Source organism: Actinoallomurus spadix (genome assembly GCF_024055725.1).
Lineage (GTDB): Bacteria > Actinomycetota > Actinomycetes > Streptosporangiales > Streptosporangiaceae > Actinoallomurus > Actinoallomurus spadix.
Window position 1 is genome coordinate 73,417 of the sequence record NZ_JAMXMX010000002.1, and the last position, 22,232, is coordinate 95,648.

Below are 22,232 nucleotides of genomic sequence, written 5' to 3' on the forward strand. Positions count from 1 at the left end.
GCGGTCGGCGAGGATCGTTCGATGCTGCAACCGCCCGCGGGAATCGACGCGTCGGCAGCCTCCTGATGAGAACCGCCAGCCCGTACGTACGAACGGCACTCGCTGGCGAGAGTCCCAGGAGGCGGGGAGTTCACAGTTGGAGCGCACGACAGTGCGCACTAGTGAGGCGCCCTGGCCCCGCGCTACGTTCGTTCTCGCTGGACGAGATGGCAGGGGAGCGGATGCGATGGTAGACGCGAGTGGCAGGCGCTTGTCAAAGGCCGAGATCGCCAAGGCGGCAGGTGTCCGCCCGCCGGCTGTGAACAACTGGGAGACGCGGCATGCCGACTTCCCCCGGCCGGTCGATGAGGGAGACCGCTACGAGATCGAGTCGATGGCGCGGTGGCTCATGCGTCGGCCGATTCCGGCGCACGTGCTACGGCCCGGTGAGCCCGCCGGCACCACGTACGGCGAGCGATTCGCCAAGGCGCTCGGCCTCATACCACAGACGGAGAACCCGGAACGCGCGCAGACGTCCGCGCAGTCGGCGGTGCGCTCCGCGGCCGACACGGCGTGGAAGCCACCCCGGGATCTCCTGCCGGACCTGGAGAAGTGGCGCGGTGAGGGAGACCCGGAGTCGTACGAGGAGCTGCTGCTCGTGCTGCTCCACCTGCGCCGCCACAATCCGCGGCTCTGGGTGCCGCTGACGCGGGCGGCTCGCCAGGCGGCGCCGCTTCCCTTCGGGACGGTCCTGAGGGCAGCCCTCGCTGAGCACCAGCAGCGGTACCCCGTCGTCCGTGACGCCGTACGGCACGTCCGGCTGAACATCTGGACGGACCGGCAACTCGCCGAGGTCGTGCGGAAGCTCGAAGACGTCTGCGCCGGCGAGCGCCGGGACCTGCCGTCGACCATGACACGGGCGGCCGTCGTGTGCCGCGCCCTCCTCGACGGGTTCGCCACCGACGATCGTGTACGCGGCGGAGAGTTCCACACCCCGGACTCCATCGTCCGGCTGGCGGTCCGTCTGCTCGCGCCCGAGACCGGCGACCACGTCTACGACCCGGCCTGCGGGGACGGCGCGTTCCTGGCCGGAGCCGCCGCCCACGTCGAGGAACGCGGTGGTACGTCGCCGTCGCTCTCGTTCGGCGGGCAGACGATGAGCGTGCGGTCGCTGCGGATGGCCGCGCTCAACCTGGCGATTCACGACCTGACGACGGTCACGGAGCTCCGGCGGGGCAGTGCGCTGCGCGATGACCCCTCCCGCACCGGGGACTTCGACGTCATCTTCGCCAATCCGCCGTTCAACATGCGCGACTGGAGCCGGGGCGATCCGGCGGACGATCCGCGGTGGCGGCGTTTCGGGTCTCCGCCCCGGCACAACGCCAACTACGGCTGGCTGCAGCACGCCGTCGCGAAACTGTCCCCGACCGGGCGGGCGGCCGTGCTGATGCCGAACACCGCGGCGGTCTCCGCCAACACCCACGAGCACGGCATCCGCCGGAAGATGATCGAGGAAGGCGTCGTGGACTGCCTCATCATGCTCCCCGAGCAGCTCTTCCGGTCGACACCCGTGCCCGTGACGCTCTGGCTCCTGCGGAGCGACCCTTCGGACGACTCCCGCTCCGTCCTGTTCATCGACGCGAGGAAGCTGGGCGTCAAGGTCGATCGCAAACACCGCGTCCTGCGGCCGGAGGACATCGACGAGATCGCCGGAGCGTACGAGGAATGGCGGCGGCTCGGCCCCGCGTACACCGGCAGTGCGGGATTCGCCGCCGTCGCCTCGGCGGCGACCATCGTGGACCTGGCGTGCAGCCTCGCGGCGAGCAGGTACGTCACCGCCGAGCCGAGCTCCGACCCGTACGCCGAGGAGAACGTGCGCCGGCTCCACGAGGAGCTGAAGAAGTTGCACCGCCGGGCGGCCGAGGTGGACGCCCTCGTCGACGACCGGATGAGTGAGGTGCTCCGATGAGGACCCTGATCGGGGACGTGCCCGACGGCTGGCAGACGGAGCCGCTGGAGACGTTCTGCAAGGTGATGGCCGGGCCGTCCGGCGGAGCGGCCCGCACCCGGCGCAGGCCGGGCACCGGCGGGGCCCGCGTACCGCTGATCGTCCCCAAGAACATCGTCGAGGGCCGGATCGTCGTAGAGGAACCCGCGTACGTCTCCGGGGAGAGGGCCGAACGGCTGGGAAACTACCGGCTCGAGCCCGGCGACGTCGTCGGTGTCCGGACGGCCAGCATCGGCCGGTATGCGCTCGTCGGCCCGGAGCACGAGGGCTGGCTGTTCAACACGGCGTGCCTGCGGATTCGCCCGGACAGGAAGCACGTGCATCCCGGCTATCTCCTGCACTACCTGCGGAACCCGCTCGTACGGGAATGGGTCGAGCAGAACTCGTTGAAGTCGACGATCCGCAGCATCAACAGCGAGACGATCCGGCAGCTACCGCTCGTCCTTCCTCCCCTGCCCGTACAGGAGTCGATCGGCGGCGTCCTGAGCGCGCTCGACGAGAAGATGGCCGTCCATGCGGAGATCAGCCGCCGTGCCGGGGAACTGCGCGACCAGCTCTCGCCGCTCCTCCTGACCGGTGCGCTGCCGACGTCGTACGGAGCACGGCCGGGGGACGACCGATGACGGCGACGACGGTGCTCACGAGCCTCACCGCCCTGGTGGCGTCCCAAGGCCTGCCCGCGGTGATCAGAGCCGGCGCGATCGGCGTCGTCGCGCTCACGGCCGCCCGCTCGAAGAAGCGGCGGCGCCGCCGGGACGCCCAGGAGACCCTCCGGATCCTCATGCCGCCCGAGCCGGACGAGAAGCCGTCGTCGCGCGGGCGTAAGCAGGCGAAGGGAGTGCGGCAGCGTACGCCCGGTGGAAGGTGACGGCCGGTCCGCCCTGGGGTGGGCAGAGGAGATCCTGAGTGATGGGTGCCTCGGCGGTGCCCATGCGCCCCGGTGCCGAAGGCCGACCGGCCGGCTACTCCGGGGCGTCGGCCGGCCAGCGGTTCTGGTCGCAAGGCGGGACGTCTGGCGTACGGGCTGGAGGTAGGGACCTCACGTCGGCAGCACCCGGAACAAGCTGACGGGTCGCAGCTCGGTGCGGCGGCCGGTGCGTCTGAGGGCGCCGGCGGCACGGACTTCGAGGCCCTGACCGTGAGCGCGCAGCGCGCGATCGTAGTCGTCGGACGGTAGCTCCACCCAGACCTGCCGTTGCAGATCGCCCCGCTTGGTGCTGACCTGACCTCGTACGACCGCCCACCCGGGCTGGTCGGGGCCCTCCCTGCGAAGCCCCTGAATCCGACCGTGCAACACGGCCTCCTCGGAGGTCTCCTTTCGCCCCAGATCGTCGGCGGCGTGCCTGAGCATCGTGATCTGCTCCGCCTCGAAGCGGATAGGGGCGGTGGAAAGATCCGTCGGCTCGTCCTCCGCCCAGGCGAACCGCATCTCGACGGGCTGATCACGATCGGTGCCGCCGAGCCGGGCCAGCGCGCGGCACAGTGTCTTCGATATCCCTTCGTCGACGCGTTCGGCGAAGGGCGACAGATCGGCGTTCTCGTCGGCCTCCGCTGCGGCCGCCTGCGTGCTGAGCAGCATCTCCCGCAGCTTCACCAGGGCCCGGCGCTCGAAGGGGGTCGCGGGGAAGAGCGTGTCGTTTCGCGGCAGCTCGATGTGGGTGGCGATGACGAAGCTGCCCGGCCCGGTGGTGACGAGCGTGCGCGCCGGGAACTCCTCGACGATCTTCGGTTTCCGGCGGGGCAGGACGAGCTCGCCGCGTTGGGTCTCCTCGGCGTACGCGGCGGCGATCAGCAGCTCGCGTACGCCCTGGAACGCCTCGGCGGCGTCGGCGGCGGAGATCATGCCCGACGGTGCGTCGGGGAACGTCCGGATGTACTGCCGGTCGACGTACGATGCGGTCACGCTGTGGATGATCTGCGACTCGGGGCGGGACTCGGCCTCGGCGAGCGTACGGATGAGGTCGTTGACCCGCTGCGGGTAGTCGCGGAACCGCGACGAGACCGGGACGATCACTTCGAGGTCGTCCGGCTCCAGGGCCCAGATCGTCGCGCGGCCGGTCAGGTCCCCGACCGGCCGCCACCCGGACGTACGCAGGTAGCGCTCGATGTCGCCCGGCGTGAGGCGCTCCAGATCGGTGCGGCTCGCGATCACGACGGCTCCCCACCCGGGTCGGCAGCGTTCACCAGCGTACGAAGCGAATCTACGGTCAGCAGATTGGTCTTGGGAATATCGACCCTCGTCTTCGCGTCCTTTTTCGCGTTCACGACCGGCTTCTCGTTCGCCAGTGAATGCCAGTACACGCTCTTGCGCAACAGTAGGCCGTCCGGGTACGTGCTCACATACTGGCGTGGCTCCGGCGGAACGATCACCAGGAAGAGGTAGGTCGGGAAGGTCGTCTCCGGATCGGCGAGGGCGTTGAAGTGCGGGACTTTCAGGGTGTGGTGCCAGTGGGTGGCGTTCCCGGCCGCGACCGAGTCGGACTTCACCTGTACGTTGATGGGCGTCGACCGCGCACCCCTGAGCGCCCCGACGCGATCGGGCCACAGGCAGAAGTCGATGCCGTCGAGGTCGGGCTCCGGCTTGGCGAGCCGCAGGCCGGCGGCGGCGCTCAGCACCCGGACGAGGGCCTCCGCGTAACCGCCCTGATGATTGTTTCGGTCCACGGTCTCGTGGGATGCCTCTCCGCGCGTCGGCTCATCCGGCTCTAGCGTCCTACCGTTAATCCACCTCTTAACGCGACGTCAAGGCAAAGCAACGGGGACCCCGGAAGTCGGTCCGACCGTTATGACTTTTTTGTCCGTGGCCGGATATGGACATCGCGGGGCTGAAAGGGCGATTCGTCGGCGTGCTGTGCTGAAGATTCGTCATCGATCAATTACCCTGAGTTTTCGCATAACGGTCAATCATGCAGCCCGGGGGGATCAGTGCCACAGCTCGCCTTCGCCATCAGCTTCCTCCAGGAGTACGAGCGCCTGGAGAAACCGGTGAAGCAGGGCGTGCGAGACGCGGTGGACAAGTTCCAGCGGCTGACCGTCGCCGAGCTGCACGCCGACAAGGGCCTGCACCTGGAGCCCGTCGCCAAGGCGCGCGACCCGCGGATGCGCAGCATCCGGATCACAGGGTTCTGGCGGGGCGTGGTCCTCGCCCCCGACGACGGAAGCGAGACGTTCCTGCTGCTGCGCGTCATGCAGCACGACGCCGCGTACGAGTGGGCGATGAAACGGGTCGCCACCGTCAACGCCGCCACCGGCGGACTGGAGATGCGCAACGTCGCGGCCATCGAAGAGCTCACCCCCATGCTCCAGCACGCGGCCGAGACGGCGCCGTCGCTGCTGTTCGAGAAGCACTCCGACACCGTGCTGCGCCGCCTCGGCATCGACGACGGGGTGCTGCCGGCCGTACGCACGATCACCGACAAGCCGCAGCTGCTGGCGTTCGCCACGCTGTTCCCCGAGGACCAGTTCGAGGTGCTGTTCTACCTCGCGGAGGGCCACAGCCCGGACGAGGTCTGGCGCGACGTCGTGTCCGTACGACGCCCGGCCACCGAGGCCGCCGCGACCGAAACGGTCGACCTGGCCACCGCGATCGCCAACACCCGCGACCGCATCGCGCTCGTGTCCGGCCCGAAGGAACTGGAGGACATCCTCACCAAGCCCTTCAGCGCCTGGCGGATCTTCCTGCACCCGGCGCAGCGCCGGGTGGCCTACCGGTCGTCGTACAGCGGACCGGCGCAGGTCTCCGGCGGCCCGGGCACCGGCAAGACCGTCGTCGCCCTGCACCGCGTGAAGCACCTGCTGGAGAAGAACGACGACACCCGCATCCTCCTGACGACGTTCACCAACGCGCTGGCCGACTCGCTCCGGGAGAACCTCGCCCTGCTCGTCGACGACCCGGCGCTGCTCGGACGCGTCGACATCACCACCGTGAACGCCGTCGCCCACCAGGTCGTCGCGGAGCACGGCACCGTACCCTTCCTGGTGCCCGACGCCGACGCGGATGCCCGCCAACGCTGGCAGCGGATCGTACGGCGCCTCGACCTGCCGTGGAACGAGCACTTCCTGGCGCTGGAGTACCGGCACGTCGTCCTAGCCCAGGGCATCGGCTCGATCGAGGAGTACCTCCGCGCGTCCCGGGCCGGCCGCGGCGCCTCGCTCCAGGCCGCGCAGCGCGAACAGGTCTGGCGGGCCATCGAGGAGTTCACCCACCGGCTCGGCGCCGAGGGGAAGCGGACGTACCTCCAGCTGTGCGCCGACGCCGCCGACCTGCTGAAGACCGCCGGCCCGCGCTACGACCACGTCGTCGTCGACGAGGCCCAGGACCTCCACCCGGCGCAGTGGCGGGTGCTGCGCGGCGTCGTCGCCGAGGGACCGGACGACCTGTTCATCGCCGGCGACCCGCACCAGCGGATCTACGACACCCGCGTGTCTCTGCGCTCGCTCGGCATCAGCGTCGTCGGCCGATCGAGCCGACTGAAGATCAACTACCGGAGCACTCAGGAGATCCTCGCCTGGTCGTCCGGCATCATGACCGGCGAGCAGGTCGACGACCTGGACGGCGGCTCCGACACCCTCGCCGGATACCGCTCCGCGCTACACGGTGGCCGCCCGACCGTGACCCCGGCTACGAACCAGGCGGCCGAGCTCGACGCGTTGGTCACCAAGGTCCGCTCCTGGGTGGACGACGGCGTCGCACCGTCCGAGATCGCCATCGCGACGCGCTTCCACCAGTTCGGGGCACGCGCCAAGGACCGGCTGGCCGCCGCCGGCATCCCCGTGGTCGCCCTCAAGGACGGCCCGGACCCCTCCAAGGAGGGCGTGCGCATCGCGACCATGCACGCGATGAAGGGCCTGGAGTTCCGCTGCGTCGCGGCCATCGGCGTCAACGACCGCGCCTTCCCGTTCGAACCCGCCGTCACCCCGGCCGACGTCGACCGGATGCAGCACGAGGTCGACATGCTCGCCGAACGCTCACTCCTCTTCGTCGCCTGCACCCGCGCCCGAGACGACCTGTACGTCTCCTGGCACGTCAAGCCGAGCACCTTCATCCCGGTCGCCACACGGCCCCACTGACCCCGCCGTTCGACCCGCACCACAGCTCGTAGCAACCCACGTTCCCGAAAGGATGAGTGACTTTGGGCTTCCAGACTCCTCTCCACTCGCTGGCCAAATACCTGGAGTGGACTACGAGCGGCTCCCTCCAACTCCCCGACTTCCAGCGCGGTTACAAGTGGGACGACGAGCGCATCCGCCAGCTTCTTGTCACGATTCTTCGCGGGCATCCGCTCGGTGTCGTCATGATGCTGGAGACGGGCAACGACCAGATCCGCTTCAAGCCACGCGCCATCGAAGGCGTCGCCCTCCCCGGCAGCACGGAACCCAACCTGCTGCTTCTCGACGGCCAGCAACGGCTCACGTCCCTCACGCAGGCGTTGACGGGTGACGGCGTCGTCCACACCAAGGACAGCCGCGGCAAGCTCATGGACCGCCGCTACTACATCCACATGAAGACCGCGCTGCTCGGCGAGGACCGGATGGACGAGGCGGTCATCGCCATGCCCGGCGACGGTGTCCTGCGGCGCAACTTCGGCAAGGACATCGTGCGCGATCTGTCCACCCCTGAGCGAGAGCGCGCCGAGGGTTACTTCCCCGCGCGCCTTCTCTTCGCCGGAGCGGAGACCGTCAACTGGCTCTTCGCCTGCGAGGACAAGGAGCAGGCCAGTACGTTCCACGCCAAGGTCATCGAGCCCTGCCTGAAGTACACCATCCCCGCCATCGAACTCGACAAGACGACCACCAAGGCGGCCGTCGCCACCGTCTTCGAGAAGGTGAATACGGGCGGCCTGCCCCTCAACGTGTTCGAACTCCTCACCGCGACCTTCGCCGGCGACAAGAAGTACTACGACACCCACGGCACCGACTTCCGGCTCAACGACGACTGGCAGGCCACGCAGCAGGCCTTCGCCCCGTATCCCGTCCTGTCCTCGGTGGAGAACACCGACTTCCTCCAGGCCGTGAGCCTCCTCGCGACCCTCAAGCGCGCCAAGGCGGACACCTCCGACCGGCCGCGCGCCGTCTCCGCCCGGAAGGAGGACCTGCTCAAGCTGAGCCTGGACGACTACCTGGAATGGGTTCAGCCCGTCCGCGACGCCTTCATCTGGACCGCGACCTTCCTCGCCGACCACCACATCTTCGAGACCAAGTTCATCCCGTACCCGAAGCAGCTCGTCCCGCTCGCGGCGATCAAGGTCGTCCTCGGCAACGACGCCGACCTGCACGGCGTACGCGCCAAGCTGGCCCAGTGGTTCTGGTGCGGAATCCTCGGCGAGCTGTACGGCTCGACGATCGAGACGCGCTTCGTGCGGGACATCGAATCCGTGCCCGGCTGGGCGCGCGGCACCGAGACGGCCGTGCCCCGGACCGTCGCCGACTGCACCTTCGCCGCCTCCCGCCTGCTGTCCCTGCGGACCAGGAACGCGGCCGCGTACAAGGGCATCTACGCGCTGATCCTCTCCCAGGGCGCCAAGGACTGGATGTACGACAAGGCACTCGACAAGGTTCAGTACGTAGATCTCAAGGTGGACATCCACCACATCTTCCCGTCGAAGTGGTGCATCGACCACGGCATCGACCCGGAGCTGCGGGAGAGCATCGTCAACAAGACCCCGCTCTCGGCGGAGACCAACCGCGCCATCGGTGGCGTCGCGCCGTCCGCGTACCTGTCGAAGATCGAGAAGCGGGCCGGCATTGTGTCGGAGCAACTGGATGCCGTCGTCGCCACGCACCTGGCGGATGCCGCAGAGCTCCGGGCGGATGATTTCAGCGCTTTCTTCGACAAGCGCCTGGCGAGGATCATCTCCCTCATCGAGCAGGCCACGGGCAAGCCGGTTCAGAACGACCTGATCGATGCCGAGCGGGAGGAGGGCCCGGAGATGTTCGATCCGGAGGACGAAGCCGTGAGGCCCGATCTGGACGAGCTGGAGGTCTGACAGCGGGGCAAGGCAGGGGACGGCCGGTCGCGGCGGACCACGGATTCGCGTCGAATCCGACGACCTGCCGTGGTCAGCCGTCGCCGCCGGTCATCCACTGGGCGTGGCGCTCCTTCGCCGTACGCGCCAGCGCGACGATGAGCTCATGGCGGGTCCGTCCGTGGGTCTTCACCCGGTGACAGTTGGGGCAAAGCGCGATCATCTGCTCCGGGTCGTCGCGGCCCCCGTCGGCGAGGCCCACGACGTGGTCGACCTCGAGGAGCGGTCGGCCGTGGTCGTTGAGGTCCGGGGCCGGCCTGGCGCATCGGGGGTTCTCGCAGCGGCCTTCGCTGCGCAGGAGCACGGCTCGGCGGGCGGTCGCGAGCCGGATCGGATCGTGGGAGACACAGGTGCGTCGGCGGCCGTACGTCCCGGCCGCTCGGCGGGCGGCCAGCGTGCACAGGCGGGAGTAGGCGGCCGCACGATCTCCGTCGGGGACCTCTTCAGCGGGGCCGCCGGACGCGGTCGCGTCTGCGGCGATGTCCTCGTCGTAAAGGCCGACCGCTCTGAGCAGGTCGGCCTCATCGAAGTCGTCGAAGAAGCGTGCCGCCACGGCCTCGATGAGTTCGATCCGCGCCGGGCCCGATCGGCGTGCGAGCGTGTAGACCGGTTCCGGCAGACCACCCCGCAACGAATGGTCGGCGAACCAGGCCCTCAGCTCGGCATCACCGTGGGCACGTGGCACGTCACCGCTGTGACCGGGCAAGTCCCACAGTCCGGCGTGGAAGAGCGCGGCGATCGGGTAGTCCGGGCGGCCCTTCCGGCCTTCGCCATCACGTCGGTAGGTCTCCAATAGGGGCTTCAATTCCGCGACCGTCTCGGGCCAGCTCAGCAGGCGAGGCTTGCCTGCACGGGCGCAGCCGATCGCCCACAGCAGGGCGACGGCCTGCTTGAGCATCGGCTTGCCGTCGGTGAATGCCCGCTTGAGGCCGCCGATCGTCGACGCGACCTCGGCAGCAATCTGCCGGTCCGGCCGATCGCCGTACTTCTTAGGGACGGCCCTTCGCCCAGAACGGTCGAACTCTGCCTTCACTGACAGAACGGCATCGGTCGTGACATCCCCTATCGCCATGGCTGAACAATACGTCAGAAATAGGACAGAAAGCTGGAGTCGCGCCATCAACAGGGCCCTGCGGCTGGGTGACGTGTGCGCCCGGCACGTTCTCTCGTCGCACGTGCGAATCGCCGGTTACCGAGACTTTCCGGTGTCTTCGACGGTGGGTGGGCCGGTGCTTGAGGTGAGCTGCCGTTTACCCGGAGCAGCAGTTCGGCGCAGCGACCTGCCTTCGACTTCTCATGATGTTGGCCAGATGCGGAAGCTGACAGATCACGTTGGGTCGGTTACGAATGAAGCAACACAGATCTCCGCTGCGGTGGCTACTCCTGGTCGAGCAAATGCTGTCCGAAGGAGCTCCTTATGGTGGACCAGCCGTCGTTGTTCGCGCCGGATCCGGGTGCGCAGCCGGCCAAGCCGCCTGGTGACCAGGTGCAACGAATGAGAGTCCTGATCACGGTGAAGGCTGCGCCGAACCCGTCCTCGAACTACGGGGAGACGGTGTGCGTCGCAGCTCTCCGGCTGGACTTCGAAAGCCCTGGATGGGTGAGGCTGTATCCGATCAACTTCCGTGAGCTCGATAAGCCGGATCAGTTTCACAAGTACGACATCGTGTCCTTGGACGCGAGGCCCAACCATCGCGATCCACGGCGAGAGAGTTGGCGACCGCTGGTGACCACCTTGAAGAAGGAAGGGCACCTGAGGGAGTGGAAGCACCGCCTCGCGTTCATAACCGATCACATCGATGAATCCATGTGCGGGATGCTGGCGGCGGTCCGGACCGGCCCGCCTGCCAGGTCCCTCGGCGTGGTCCGGCCCCGAGACGTCGGTGACCTGCACATCCAATCGCACCCAGGATGGACGCCGGAGGAACGGACGAAGATCGATCGGTACGTCAGCCAGGAAGTGCTCGGAAGCGCAGGTCCCCGAACGGCGTTGGAGGCGCCGAGGTTCAAAGCGTGGTACCGCTACCGATGCCAGGCGGCCGGCTGCAAAGGCCACCGCCAAGGACTGCTCGATTGGGAATGGGTCGCGCACCAGCGTCGCCTGACCGATCGCGACGACGCCGAAGCGAAGAGGCTGCTGCGTCGGCGATGGCTGGAGGAAATGTGCGCCCCCGATCGCGACGTGATGTTCTTCGTCGGCAACCAGGCCAAGAACCAGCACGTGTTCAGCGTGCTGGGCGTGGCGTACCCACGACGTCAGTGAGCGGGAACCAACTCCGCGAGACGGGTACGCAGCCGATCGAGGACCACATAGCGGTGGCATCGGCGCTCGTCGGCCTCGAAGCAGACGACGGCCGCAAGACCCGTCGCTGCGGACTTCGCGATCTCGTCGAGTTGGGCGAGGCAAATCGGTGCGGAGATCTGATCAGCGAAAATCGCGCGGGCTGCTGAAAGCTCAGATGCCGACCCGCCGAACCCTGGCCGATTCCATTTGGGGTTGCCCAGCTCTCGCGCGTGCAGGTAGCCGACGCCATGCTCGGCGAGTGCCGCCGCGAACGCTCGCTTGCTGAACCCCCTTTTCCGGGAAATCGGGTTAAGGCGTACATCCACCACCGTCGACACCCCGTTGGCCAGCACCTTCTCGATGAAGGTGTTCAGATCCTGCCCCTCGTAGCCCATGCCGATGACACCGGTGCGTTGCTCCCCTGGGGCCATGATCGCCAGCCTCCCACTGTGTCTCACGTTGGTCCAGCGCCCGGTAATGATGCACTATCTATAACACGCGTGCAGCACAGATCGTCTGGTCCTCGAAAACCCATCAGAACTCAGAGAGCTGGGCTGCGAGACCGTGGAGGCCGGCGTTTGCGGCCATGTGGCGAAGACCCGGTAGGTCGATCGGCCCGAGCTGCAGCTGGCGCGTGAGCCGGGACAGCAATGCCTCGACGTCGGACGCGCCGACACGCGACCGCTGGGAGACGAAGGCGTCCATGCGTTTCAGCAGCACGTCGGTCCTCAGCTTCTCGTCGGGGCACCAGACGTGGATCAGGTCGCTGCCGAGCACGATGAAGGAGCCCACCTTGAACACCGACAGGCCGTTCTCCCCGCCTGCCCGGCCGAACGCCGTGGCGGGAAGGACGAGCTGCCACGTGCCATCGGCGCGGCGCTTCGGCTCGAACTCGCCCAGGCCCCTCTTCGCCAGCCACTTCCGGGCGTAGGCGAGGTCCAGGCCGCCTTCGCTCGCGTTCTCCCCCAGCTCCAGCAGCGACGCCACCTCGGGGGTGCTCCCGTACAGGGCGGTGATCTCGGCGTCGTCCTCCTCGCCGATCTGTGTGTAGGCGACGTAGCGGTCACGTTCCGGTCCGAGCGTGCGGACGATGTACGCCGGCAGGAGTACCTGCTCGACGTGCAGCATCCGCAGATCGTCGACGCGGCCGGGGAGGTTGTAGTGGTCGCGTTTCGGATCGCGCGCGAGGTCGGTGAGTGCCTTCGGCGTGAAGGACTCGAAGCTCAAGACCGGGGCGAACCGGTCATGGTGGTCGGCGAGGGACAGGAACGTGACGCGGCCCGAGCCGTAATACTGGCGGCTGAGCGGCCGGGAGCCGAAGCCGTCGAAGTACAGGGCGCGCCGGTCCCGTTCCACCCTCTCGTACCGCTTGTCGTCGCGGACCGACCGGTACCCGAGCTCGGTCAGCGACAGGACACCGCCTGCCTCCTGCACGTGACCGATCGCGGTGAGGAAGCGGATCGCCCGGTCCACGAGGTTCGGGTCGAGGAAGAGGAAGTCGGCCAGCTCTGCGACGGACCGCAGGCGGCCCTGGGCGATGCCGTGTTCGAGGAAGCGGTCGATCAGCGCGTACGGGCGGCCCTCGGTGACCGTCGCCTCGACCTCGACGCGGTGCACCGGGAGCAGCAGTCGCACGATGCGGGTCGGCGTCCTGCCTAGAACGTACGCGACGTGCTCCAGGGCGCGGTCTTCTCCGTACCGGATCAGGCGGTCGTTCACGCGTCTCCCAGGAGGGATCGGATCTCGGCGTACGGGCGGATCTCGCCATGGGCGCGAAGGTAGTCGTGCAGGGAGCGGGCGAGTGCGCGGAAGCCCGGGTCGCGGGCGCCGGTCAGCGTCCGCAGGTCGCCGACCAGGACCAGTTGCTGCTTGGCCCGGGTGAAGGCGACGTTCGCGCGGCGGAGTTCGGCCAGGAAGCCGACGTTCCCGCGCTCGTTGCTGCGGGTGAAGCCGTGCAGGATGACGTCGCGTTCGCCGCCCTGGAAGGCGTCGACCGTGCCGACGTTGAGGAGAGTGTCCGCCTCACGCCCGGTGAGCCGGTCGATGCGCGCCCTGACGTCCTTCACCTGCGCCTTGTACGGCAGGATGACCGCCCACTCGACCTTCAGCCGGTGGTAGAAGGCGGCGAGCAGGGCGATGAGCTCGGCTTCGGCCGGGTTCGTGTAGCCGGACAGGTTCACGTGGTCGAGGCCGGTGCGCTGTTCCCGCCGTTGCGCCGTGGGCAGGGCCGACGTGTCGATGAAGGCCATCGGGCTGCCGAACAGCGGGTCCCGGTGCTCACGCCGGACGTCCGTGCGCAACCGGCCGCCGTAGAACTCCGCCGAGATGAAGTCGCCGATCGTGGCGGGCATCCGCCGCTGCCGGGACAGCAGCACCCGGTGGCTGTCGGGAAAACCGTCCCACAGCAGCTCCAGGACGCTCTTGGCGAGCAGGTCACGGACGCGCGGATCGTCGTCCGCCGCGCCCCACTCCTCGAGCTCGGTGTCCAGGAACGGCGGGAGCTGCTTGTGGTCGCCGACCAGCACCGCCCGCCGGGCGCGGACCAGCGGGACGAGCGCGGTGTTCGTGCCGATCTGGCCGGCCTCGTCGACGATGGCGACGTCGAAGTCCACGTCCGCCAACTCGGGCCGGGACGCCGCGCCGATGCAGGTCGCGGCGACCACCTCGGCGTACCTGATCAGCTCGGGATACAGGTCATCGGTCTCGGTGGAGATCTTCTCGTGCCACTCGGCGAGGAGCCTGCCGCGCGCCGACAGGACGGGCAGCCATTCGGCCGCCCACTCCCGCAGTTCACCGGGGTCCTCCGGAGGAGACGCCGCGCCCGGGACCGCGCGTACGGACTCGTGGACGAAGCGCGCGGCGGCGACCGACTCCTCCCGGCACCGGCCGTGCCGCTGGATGCTCTCTTCGTGTGTCGCGCGCGCCTTCCGTACGGCCGGGTCGTCGCGGGTGACGGCTTCGAGTTCCCGCTCCGCGCCGGCCAGCTCGGCGCGCGTACGGGCGGCGGCCTCCGCCACCTCGCGCTCCCGTTGCCGGCCGGCGGTCATCCGCCGCTCGTGCCGTCGCCGCAGAACGTCGAAGAACCGGCCGATCACGGGCAGCGTGACGCGTGCCGCCGCGCGGTCTCGCCGGGTGGACCATCGTTCGATCTGCTCCCGGGCGCGGGCGATCTCGCGCTCGCAGCCGGTGAGTTCGGCCGCGAGGCCGTCGACGCGGTCCCGCAGCGCGCCACCGGCGGCCTGCCGGGCGGCGCGCAGGTCCGCCTCGGCGCGCCGCACCTCCTCGGCGGCGGCCGCCTGCCGTACGAGGCTCGCGTCGAGCTCCGCCGCCCAGCGTTCGGCGTGCGGGAGGTCCGTGTAGGCGGCGAGGGCGGGTGAGGTGTTCACAAGCACCCGTTGCACCAGGTCGGACGCCTGACGTTCCAGCAGGTAGGCCTGGCCATCGCTGGTCACGCTCCCCTCGGCGCCGACGCGCACCGCCACGAGGTGCCGCGGCAACCGGGGCAGCACGTTGTCGACAGCGCGGTGGCTGTTCGAGGTGACCAGGACCCGTTCGCCCCGCTCGGCGCAGGCGTCGGCGATCTGGCTGATCGTGCGGGTCTTGCCGGTACCGGGCGGGCCGAGGACCAGCAGGACGTCCGGGACGTGCAGCGCCTTGCGGAACGCGGTGGTCTGGTCCTCGTCCAGGGCCTCGGAGGGCCGGTCGTCGGTGGCGGGGATCGGCCCTACCTCATGGTCGACGAGGGCGGGCAGCAGGCCCGGGTTGCGCGCCTGACCGTCACGGAGCACCGCGATCGCCTCGCGCTGTTTGTCGTAGACGGTGCTGTTCGGCGTCTCCTCCAGCTCGCCCTGGCCCTGGACCCGATCCCAGCCGACCGCCTGGTGGAAGCGGACGGCGGCGCGTGCACCGGTGACACGCGTGACCTGGCCGCGCAGCTCCGGTTCGCCGTGGACCTGCACGAACGTCCGCTCCTCCGGCACCTGCCCACCGACGAGGTCGAAGTCGTAGAAGGCGTTCGTGCCGTAGCGCCGGTCACCGGTCGGCGCGACCGCCCGGTACGGGTACATCCGCGGCGCCGTCTCGGTCCGTATCCGCTGCTCCGCGTCGACCAGCGCACTCAGCGTCGCGAGGTAGGCGGACCGCTCGTCATCCAACCGGGGCGCGCCCTGCCGGGCGGCCTGCTCGGCCAGCAGGTCCTGCCACGCGCGGTCGATGGCCGGCCAGTGCGCGCTCATCCCCTCAGGCACCCGGCGGAACTCGTACGCGAGCCGCCAGCCGCGTGGGCGCAGTATCAGATGGCCGTTCACGAGGTTCCTGTGGTCGGTCTTCCACAACGGGCGGACCGACGCGACGAAGTAGGCGTCGCCGCGCTTCGAGACGTACATCAGGGCGACGTACGTCCGGCCGTAGACGAGCATGCCCCAGTCCTTGCCGGCGGCCCTCGGCTCGGCCAGCGTCACCGGGATGCCGCCCGGCCGGGCGTTCAGGTCCTTGATGAGAGCCTCGGCACCGGCGGGCAGCCAAGCACGGTCACGGTGCTCGCGGAGGGAGGTGTCCAGTTTCGGGCTCGGCACGAGGACGAGCGGGCCGGGGAGATCGACGTTCGGCATGCGTTCCTCAGAGCTGGTCGCGGGCCGCCCGGAGCGCGGCACCGAGCGAAGGGGCTGTGGGGCGTGCGTCGGGACCGGCGCTCAGCGCGGCGTCGATGGCCGCGCCTGCGGGCGCAGGAAGGCCGGGTGCCTGGCCGCCTACGGGCAGCGGGGTCCGCGGGTGGGGCGGATGTCCGGTCACCAGGTGATAGGCGAGCGCGGCGAGCTGGTAGACGTCGGTGTACGGGCCGGGCCGGGCGCTGCCGCGCCGCCGCTGCTCCGGAGCCAGGTAGTCGGAGGTGCTTTCGCCGGCTACGGGATCGTGACCCGCCAGGCCGAGATCGAGAAACGACAACCGGCCGTCGTCGTGGACGACGATCCGATCCGGCGTAACGAGGCGATGCGTCGCGCCTAACGCGTGCAGCCCTGCCAGCGTGTCACACAGCCCTGCCAGGCCGCCGAGGAGGGAGAACAGCCCCGGCGGGTCGGACGGCGAAAGCGGCTTCGCGGTGCCGTTCCGCCGGGACACCGGCCAGACCACGGCGATGGTGGCCGTGTGCCCGTCCGCCACGTACTGGCTGAGACGTGGTTCGCGGAGCCGGGACAGGAGCCTCCGCTCCCGGTCCAGCGCCCGGAGCGCACGGCGCCCCTCCGGCAGATCCGGATTCGCCCGGACCTGCCGCAACCAGACGTAACGGTCCGGGCCGCCGTGTGGGATGGTCCGCAGTGCCTGGGCTTGGCGGAAGACCGCGCCGTCCTGGTGCGGGCGCTCGTCGAGCAGGACATCGCGTAGCAGATAGACACGGTCACCGACGGTGTGCTCGATCCCGCCCTCCCACGCGGTGCCGGCGCGCGTGCTCGTTCCTGCAGCCGACGGCACGACCACCGGAGTGAAGACCGGGTGAGTCGGCGGGCTGGCCGGGTCACCGGCGTCACGCATGAGGAAACGAAGCAGCTCGAGGATCTCCTGAAGCTGCTTCTGCACCTGCCGGTCGTGGTGGCGCTGCGCGGCGTCCCGGCGCCGGTCCTGCTGCTGCCGTTCGGCGTCGCGTTCCCGGATTTGCGCATGCAGCTCTTCGAAACAGGCCAGCAGATGAACCCGCAGGTCATCGGTCGCCGCCTCAAGGCCGCCGATCTCGCGAATCAGGGAGATGAGCGAGTCGTTCAGCTCGTTCGCACGGGCGTCACCCTTGTCGAGGGCGGCCTGTAGTTCGTCGGTCAGCAGCCGCTTGGCCTCGCCGATATCGGACGATCCGCCGCCGCGCACGCGCGCTGCGACATTGGTGATGAGGTTCGTCAGGTAGCCGCTGCCGACGTTCCCCGCGACACTGGCGATCGCCTCGGTCACCGAGGCGCCACTCAGCCCTGCCTCCAGGACGGGACTGAGCGCGGACGACGCCAGGAGAACGAGGATCCCGGACGCGGGCAGCCGTCGTAACAGGCTGGGCTCCTCCCGGACGGTGCGTGTCACCTCATCCCACGCGGCACGCCGCATTCGACCCCCACCCACATCACCGACCGCCGTTCCCCAGCAGAATAAATGATCGATTGCCGCCCTGATCGTCCCTCAGCCGACTTCCGCCAGGTCACCCGCCGTAAGCCTCGGCCAGCGGCGGATCAGGCGCGTGCCGGCGGCAAATCGGGGATTGCATACGTTCTCGCAACACCACGTCGCCTTGACTGGGCGGTATGGCTCGAACCCCCGAGGATGCCGCAGTGACCGGCGGTGAGCGCGAACAGACGATGGCGCAGGTGGATACGGCGCAGACCGGACAGGGCGGCGCCGCCCTGTCCGATACCGACTCTGGTGCTGGGTATGCGGGCATCCGCCGGGTGATCCGCATCGGCTGTCGGCCAGGGCCTTGGAAGCGTGGACTGGTTCTCGCGGCGCTGGCGTTGCTGCTGGGCCTGGTCATGCTGCTGCACGCGCTGGTCCCGAACGGGATCGGGAATCTCGGCAGCCTGGTGGAGACCTTCCTGCCGTGGTTCGGTGTGTTCATTCCGGTGCTGCTGGCCGGGGCGCTGTGGCGCCGCTCCGCCTCCGCGGTGGCCGCGCTCCTGCTGCCGGTCACGGTGTGGCTGAGCCTCTTCGGCGGGCTGCTCGTTGACAAGTCCCACCCGGGCGGCGACCTAACGGTGGTCAGCCACAACGTCAGCGCCGACAACGCCGACCCGGCCGGGACCGCCCGCGCCCTGATCGCCTCTGGGGCGGACGTGGTGGCGCTGGAGGAGCTGGCGCAGAACGACGCGCGGCTGCTGGTCGACGCCACCGAGCTGCGCGCCCGGCAGGCCACGGTCACGTACGAGAAGGTGCTGGGGGAGGCGTACCCGTACCACTCGGTCCAGGGCAACGTCGGGCTGTGGAGCAGGCTGCCGCTGTCGGACATCCGGCCGCTCGACATCGGTGGCGACCCGGCGATGAACAAGACCCGGGCGCTGCGCACCACCGTGGCCACGGACCGCGGACCGCTGGCGGTGTACGTGGCCCATCTGGGGTCCGTACGCGTGATGCCCAGGAAGGGCTTCTGGACGAGCGAGCGGAACGTCGGCGCGCACGCGCTCGCCAAGGCCATCGTCGCCGAGCAGAACTCGCGGATCGTGCTGCTCGGTGACCTGAACGGCACCATGGACGACCGCGTGTTCGCCGGCCTCATCTCACGGCTGCGTTCGGCCCAGGACGTGGCCGGGGACGGCTTCGGGTTCACCTGGCCGGCGAAGTTTCCGATGGTGCGGGTCGACCAGATCCTCACCCGAGGCGTGCGGCCGGTGCGTTCGTGGGTGCTTCCGGCCACCGGCAGCGACCACCTCCCGGTGGCGGCCCGAATCGGCTGGTGACCCCGCCAGGAAGCGCCGGTTCCGGTCCGGGCTCCGCGGATCCGCGCTTCGTGGCGGGTGGTCGCGGAACCGGACGAGACCGTGACGATAAGTGTTCCGTAGGATGCCTTGACCCCCGCTAGACCGAACCGCGAGCCTGTAGCGCGCCGGTCCGATCACGGGTATACCGCGCTGTCTATAAGGGAGAACAGGTGCTCAAGGGGTTCAAGGACTTCATCTCTCGCGGCAACGTCATCGAACTGGCCGTCGCCGTCGTGATCGGCACGGCGTTCACGGCGATCGTCACCGCGGTCACCAAGGGCGTCATCCAGCCGATCATCAACGCCCTCGGCGGCGCCAACGCGGCGCAGGGGCTGGGCTTCCGGGTCTGGCCGCACAACCCGTCGACGTTCGTCGACCTCGGTGCGGTGATCAACGCCGCGATCAACTTCCTGCTCGTGGCCGCGGTGCTGTACTTCCTGTTCATCCTGCCGATGAACGAGCTGCGGGAGCGCCGTAAGCGCGGCGAGGAGCCCGGCCCGGCGGAGCCCGCCGACGTCGAGCTGCTCCGGGAGATCCGGGACCTGCTCCGGGAACGCCTCGACGCCACGGACCAGGGGAACTCCTCCACCGATCCGCGGAGCACCGTGCCCCCGCGCTGACCCCGTCAGGGCCGGGCGTCCGGCACCGCCGGCGCGAGGGCGTGGCGTTGCCGTAGTTCGTCGAGTCGCCGGTGGGTCAGGGCCGGGGCCGTTGTGCACAGGCGTGCCAGGGTCGCCAGTTCTTCCACATCCTGTGGATGAGCGCTCGGCGAAAGGCCGTCCCCGGCCCAAGTGGTGAGCAGTTCGACGGCGGTGACGTGGAGGTAGGCGCGTGCCGCGATCGACTCCCAGCGCGTGCGGGAATCCTGGGCGTCGTCCGGCCACTGCCGGGGAGCGGCCAGGCGAAGGCGTGCCGCCCGCCAGCCCCGCTCGTCGGCACGGCGGATCTCCCGCTCGGCGTCGTCCAGCTCCCGCAGCAGCGCGTCCCGCCCGTCGCCGGGGTCCGAGGATCCGCTCGTGAGGCAGGCGGCCGACCGCGCGGCGTCGATGCGCTCGGCCAGGTCCTCATCGGCCACGGCCATCGCCAGGGACGGCAGATCGGAGACCGAACGCGCGTCGTACGTCCACAGCAGGCGCCGCGTCGTACGGATCAGCTCCCGTGCGACGCCGCCGCTCAGGATGTGGCACAGCAGCGCGTACGGGGTGGGCAGCCCGATGACGCGGCGCTGCAGCAGGTCCCTGCTCTCCCGCCACGTGAGGAAGTTCATCCGTACGAGTTCGTCGAACGCGCTTTCCAGGGAGTCGACCGCGGGCGTGGCGCGGCCGGCGAAGCCGGTGGCCAGGTCGTCGGCGACCGAGACGAGGAAGAAGCAGTTCGGCACGCCGAAGACGGCCTTGAGCTCCTGCAGGAACTCGGGCGCCTTGCTTCCGATGCGGTCGACCTCGTCGATGGCGATGATCAGGCGACGGCCGTGTCCGCGCAGGTGGGCGGCCAGCTCGGCGAGGAACCCGCGGAACTCCCCGACGAGCTCCGGATAGGTCGGCGTCTGCGTGGTGACGGTGAGGGTCCTGGTCAGCTGGGTGGTCGCCCCCAGCGGGAGCGCGGCCGTTCCCGTGTTGCCGCGGGCGATGCTGCGTACGGTGTGCAGCCGGATCAGGTGCTCGACGGCGCGGTCGCCGAGAGCGGCGTCCGGGGGAACGCGCCGGCGGCGGACTCCGGTCGTCAGCCACCAGACGAGGGAACCGGCGAGGAGGCCGGCGCCGATCCACGGGGCGTGGTGGCGGGCCGTCCGGACGCCCTCGTCCCACCAGCGCCAGAGCAGCAGGGCCGCTCCGCAGACGGGCGGCAGCAGCGGCGGGATCCGGGCGAGGGCCTGGCCGCGCCGTCGGCCCGGGACCGGTACGGCCGGGGGCGGCGCCTCCCGGCCCTGGTCGGCGAGGACGGCCCGGCACACGACGGCGAACAGCGTCAGGAGGAACTCTCGCGGCACGTAACCGACCGGGGCCGCGACCGACACCGCGAGGTCCGGTGGCTCACCGGGGCGGGTGTACCGTCCGGCGCACACCGCCCGCAGCAGGGTGCTCTTGCCGACGCCGTGCGGGCCGGCCACCGCGATCGTGGCCCTCGACATCTCCTCGATCAGGCGCCGTACGCGGGGCGCGGCCGTGGTGTCGATCGTGCGCGCGGGGTCGGGGGTGCTGCCGAGGCCCCGCCGGTCCCGGACCACGAGCGTCGTGGACGAGCCGCCGTCGAGCGTCTCGTTGACCGCGAGCCGGAGCAGCGGGACGATCGCCCGTTCCCGCAGCGCCGAACGCCACTCTGACTCGGCCGCGGCCCGCTCGTCCATCGTCGCCCGCAGCTGCCGCCGCAGCGCCTTCTCCTTCGCGATCAGCTGCCGCTTCACCTCGGTCAGCTCGTTCGCGCGGATCATCTCGTCCAGGGTGGGATGTTCGCGGGTGCCGACGAATCCGGTGAGCTGTGAGGCCGCGAGTGAGAGGACGGCCACGACCACGATCATGTAGAGGAGCCTGGTCACCTGGCCCGCCCAGATGACCGTCACCGGAATACCGAGGACGGCCACGGCCGCGGTGACCCCGACGACCCAGTCGGGAATGCGCCGGCGGTACCGGGACAGTTCGGCGTGCAGTTCGGAGATGCGGTCGGAGAGCCGCTGGAGCCGCGCGTACTCGTCCGCCACGGTGGCGAACGCCTCGCGCACCGCGTTCGGCTCGATCGCCGCCGCGCGGAGCGTCCCCTCGTCGATCAGTCCCTCGTCGAGCCACGGCCGGATCTCGGCCGACCGCAGTGCGGTGGCCAGCTCCTCCTCGTAGATCCTCTGCTCGTGGGCGGCGGGCTTCGCCGGATCGTTCAGGGCGGCAACGGTCACGAGTCCTCCCGCGCACGGGCAAGCGTGATCGCCAGCACCCTATGCCGCCGCAGTCGGGGTCGCCAGCGCTCGCATCGCGGCGCAGCCCTGTGAGTCCTCCGAGCCCGCCGCCCGAGCGGGGCGGCCGGCGGTGGCCCGGCCCGCGTCCGCGCTTGCTAACCTCGGGATCGGCCGCCTCGTGACCTGCCCGGGGCCGGCCCCGGACGAGCACGTCGTACCCGGTCAGGACAAGACGACGTAGGCACAAGCCCGTCTTCTCCGCGGAGGTACGTCGTCGTGGCGTGGATCGTCCTCATCGTCTCGGGTCTCATGGAGACCGTCTGGGCCGCCGCCCTGTCGTCCTCGCACGGCCTCACCCGCCTGCGGCCGAGCGCCCTGTTCTTCGCCGCGCTGATCGCCAGCATGGCCGGCCTGTCGTACGCGCTGCGCGGCATCCCGATCGGCACCGGGTACGCGGTGTGGGTGGGGATCGGGGCCGTCGGCACGGCCGTGTACGGGATGGCCGTCCTCGGGGAGCCGGCCACCGCCGCCCGCCTGGTCTGCCTGGCACTGATCATCGGCGGGGTCGTGGGGCTGAAGTTCCTGCACTGACGCCACGTCCGGG

At 69.8% G+C, this 22,232-nt stretch carries 17 protein-coding genes and 1 riboswitch; of the genes, 9 read left to right on the forward strand and 8 right to left on the reverse strand.

Annotated elements, in window-relative coordinates:
* The first annotated feature begins 226 nt into the window (after window positions 1-226).
* Genes NE235_RS02440 through NE235_RS02450 form a run of 3 tightly spaced genes read left to right on the forward strand, consistent with a single transcriptional unit; the run spans window position 227 to window position 2,855 of the window.
* A complete protein-coding gene (locus NE235_RS02440; RefSeq protein ID WP_252799004.1) occupies window positions 227-1,948 on the forward strand; it encodes an HsdM family class I SAM-dependent methyltransferase in 1,722 nt (573 codons plus the stop codon).
* Window positions 1,945-2,610, forward strand: coding sequence for a restriction endonuclease subunit S (locus NE235_RS02445; RefSeq protein ID WP_252799005.1), 666 nt, complete (start codon window positions 1,945-1,947; stop codon window positions 2,608-2,610). Before NE235_RS02440 ends, NE235_RS02445 begins: the two co-directional genes overlap by 4 nt.
* On the forward strand, window positions 2,607-2,855 hold the full coding sequence (locus NE235_RS02450; protein ID WP_252799006.1) for a hypothetical protein: 249 nt from the start codon (window positions 2,607-2,609) through the stop codon (window positions 2,853-2,855). Before NE235_RS02445 ends, NE235_RS02450 begins: the two co-directional genes overlap by 4 nt.
* A 171-nt stretch (window positions 2,856-3,026) precedes the next feature.
* On the opposite strand, the gene NE235_RS02455 is transcribed toward NE235_RS02450, so the two are convergent.
* Together NE235_RS02455 and NE235_RS02460 are read right to left on the reverse strand one after the other, a co-directional pair.
* On the reverse strand, window positions 3,027-4,139 hold the full coding sequence (locus tag NE235_RS02455) for a hypothetical protein (RefSeq protein WP_252799007.1): 1,113 nt from the start codon (window positions 4,137-4,139) through the stop codon (window positions 3,027-3,029).
* Entirely contained in the window at window positions 4,136-4,651 is a 516-nt protein-coding gene (locus NE235_RS02460; RefSeq protein ID WP_308206006.1) for a DUF4365 domain-containing protein, read from the reverse strand. The genes NE235_RS02455 and NE235_RS02460 overlap by 4 nt, the downstream gene beginning before the upstream one ends.
* A gap of 261 nt (window positions 4,652-4,912) precedes the next feature.
* On the opposite strand from NE235_RS02460, the gene NE235_RS02465 reads away from it, so the two are divergent.
* Together NE235_RS02465 and NE235_RS02470 are read left to right on the forward strand one after the other, a co-directional pair.
* Entirely contained in the window at window positions 4,913-7,057 is a 2,145-nt protein-coding gene (locus tag NE235_RS02465; RefSeq protein WP_252799009.1) for a UvrD-helicase domain-containing protein, read from the forward strand.
* A gap of 62 nt (window positions 7,058-7,119) precedes the next feature.
* Window positions 7,120-8,973: a DUF262 domain-containing protein gene (locus NE235_RS02470; protein ID WP_252799010.1), complete on the forward strand. Its 1,854-nt coding sequence runs from the start codon at window positions 7,120-7,122 to the stop codon at window positions 8,971-8,973.
* A gap of 73 nt (window positions 8,974-9,046) precedes the next feature.
* On the opposite strand, the gene NE235_RS02475 is transcribed toward NE235_RS02470, so the two are convergent.
* Window positions 9,047-10,132, reverse strand: a complete 1,086-nt coding sequence (locus NE235_RS02475; protein WP_252799011.1) for an HNH endonuclease — start codon at window positions 10,130-10,132, stop codon at window positions 9,047-9,049.
* A gap of 297 nt (window positions 10,133-10,429) precedes the next feature.
* On the opposite strand from NE235_RS02475, the gene NE235_RS02480 reads away from it, so the two are divergent.
* Window positions 10,430-11,275: a hypothetical protein gene (locus tag NE235_RS02480; RefSeq protein WP_252799012.1), complete on the forward strand. Its 846-nt coding sequence runs from the start codon at window positions 10,430-10,432 to the stop codon at window positions 11,273-11,275.
* Here the strand turns inward: NE235_RS02480 and NE235_RS02485 are convergent.
* The 4 genes from NE235_RS02485 to NE235_RS02500 all read right to left on the reverse strand — a co-directional run bounded on the left by NE235_RS02485 (window position 11,269) and on the right by NE235_RS02500 (window position 17,356).
* Window positions 11,269-11,727 carry a DUF488 domain-containing protein gene (locus tag NE235_RS02485; protein WP_252799013.1) on the reverse strand — a complete coding sequence of 153 codons (459 nt, stop codon included), beginning with the start codon at window positions 11,725-11,727 and terminating at the stop codon, window positions 11,269-11,271. The genes NE235_RS02480 and NE235_RS02485 overlap by 7 nt on opposite strands.
* Before the next feature lie 103 nt (window positions 11,728-11,830).
* Window positions 11,831-13,015: a hypothetical protein gene (locus NE235_RS02490; protein WP_252799014.1), complete on the reverse strand. Its 1,185-nt coding sequence runs from the start codon at window positions 13,013-13,015 to the stop codon at window positions 11,831-11,833.
* Complete coding sequence (locus NE235_RS02495) at window positions 13,012-15,906, reverse strand: DEAD/DEAH box helicase (protein WP_252799015.1); 2,895 nt, start codon at window positions 15,904-15,906, stop codon at window positions 13,012-13,014. Before NE235_RS02495 ends, NE235_RS02490 begins: the two co-directional genes overlap by 4 nt.
* Before the next feature lie 7 nt (window positions 15,907-15,913).
* On the reverse strand, window positions 15,914-17,356 hold the full coding sequence (locus tag NE235_RS02500; protein ID WP_252799016.1) for a hypothetical protein: 1,443 nt from the start codon (window positions 17,354-17,356) through the stop codon (window positions 15,914-15,916).
* Window positions 17,357-17,601: 245 nt separating this feature from the next.
* On the opposite strand from NE235_RS02500, the gene NE235_RS02505 reads away from it, so the two are divergent.
* Together NE235_RS02505 and mscL are read left to right on the forward strand one after the other, a co-directional pair.
* Window positions 17,602-18,720 carry an endonuclease/exonuclease/phosphatase family protein gene (locus NE235_RS02505; protein WP_252799017.1) on the forward strand — a complete coding sequence of 373 codons (1,119 nt, stop codon included), beginning with the start codon at window positions 17,602-17,604 and terminating at the stop codon, window positions 18,718-18,720.
* 191 nt (window positions 18,721-18,911) lie between these two features.
* Window positions 18,912-19,361 (forward strand): large conductance mechanosensitive channel protein MscL, encoded by a 450-nt coding sequence (gene mscL, locus NE235_RS02510; RefSeq protein WP_252799018.1) that lies wholly within the window; start codon window positions 18,912-18,914, stop codon window positions 19,359-19,361.
* A gap of 5 nt (window positions 19,362-19,366) precedes the next feature.
* Here mscL and NE235_RS02515 read toward each other — a convergent pair whose 3' ends face one another.
* Window positions 19,367-21,628 (reverse strand): P-loop NTPase family protein, encoded by a 2,262-nt coding sequence (locus NE235_RS02515; RefSeq protein ID WP_252799019.1) that lies wholly within the window; start codon window positions 21,626-21,628, stop codon window positions 19,367-19,369.
* A gap of 177 nt (window positions 21,629-21,805) precedes the next feature.
* Window positions 21,806-21,870, forward strand: a riboswitch (guanidine-III (ykkC-III) riboswitch).
* Window positions 21,871-21,904: 34 nt separating this feature from the next.
* Between NE235_RS02515 and NE235_RS02520 the strand changes: the two genes are divergently transcribed.
* Window positions 21,905-22,219, forward strand: coding sequence for a DMT family transporter (locus NE235_RS02520; protein WP_252799020.1), 315 nt, complete (start codon window positions 21,905-21,907; stop codon window positions 22,217-22,219).
* The last annotated feature ends 13 nt before the right edge of the window (window positions 22,220-22,232 follow it).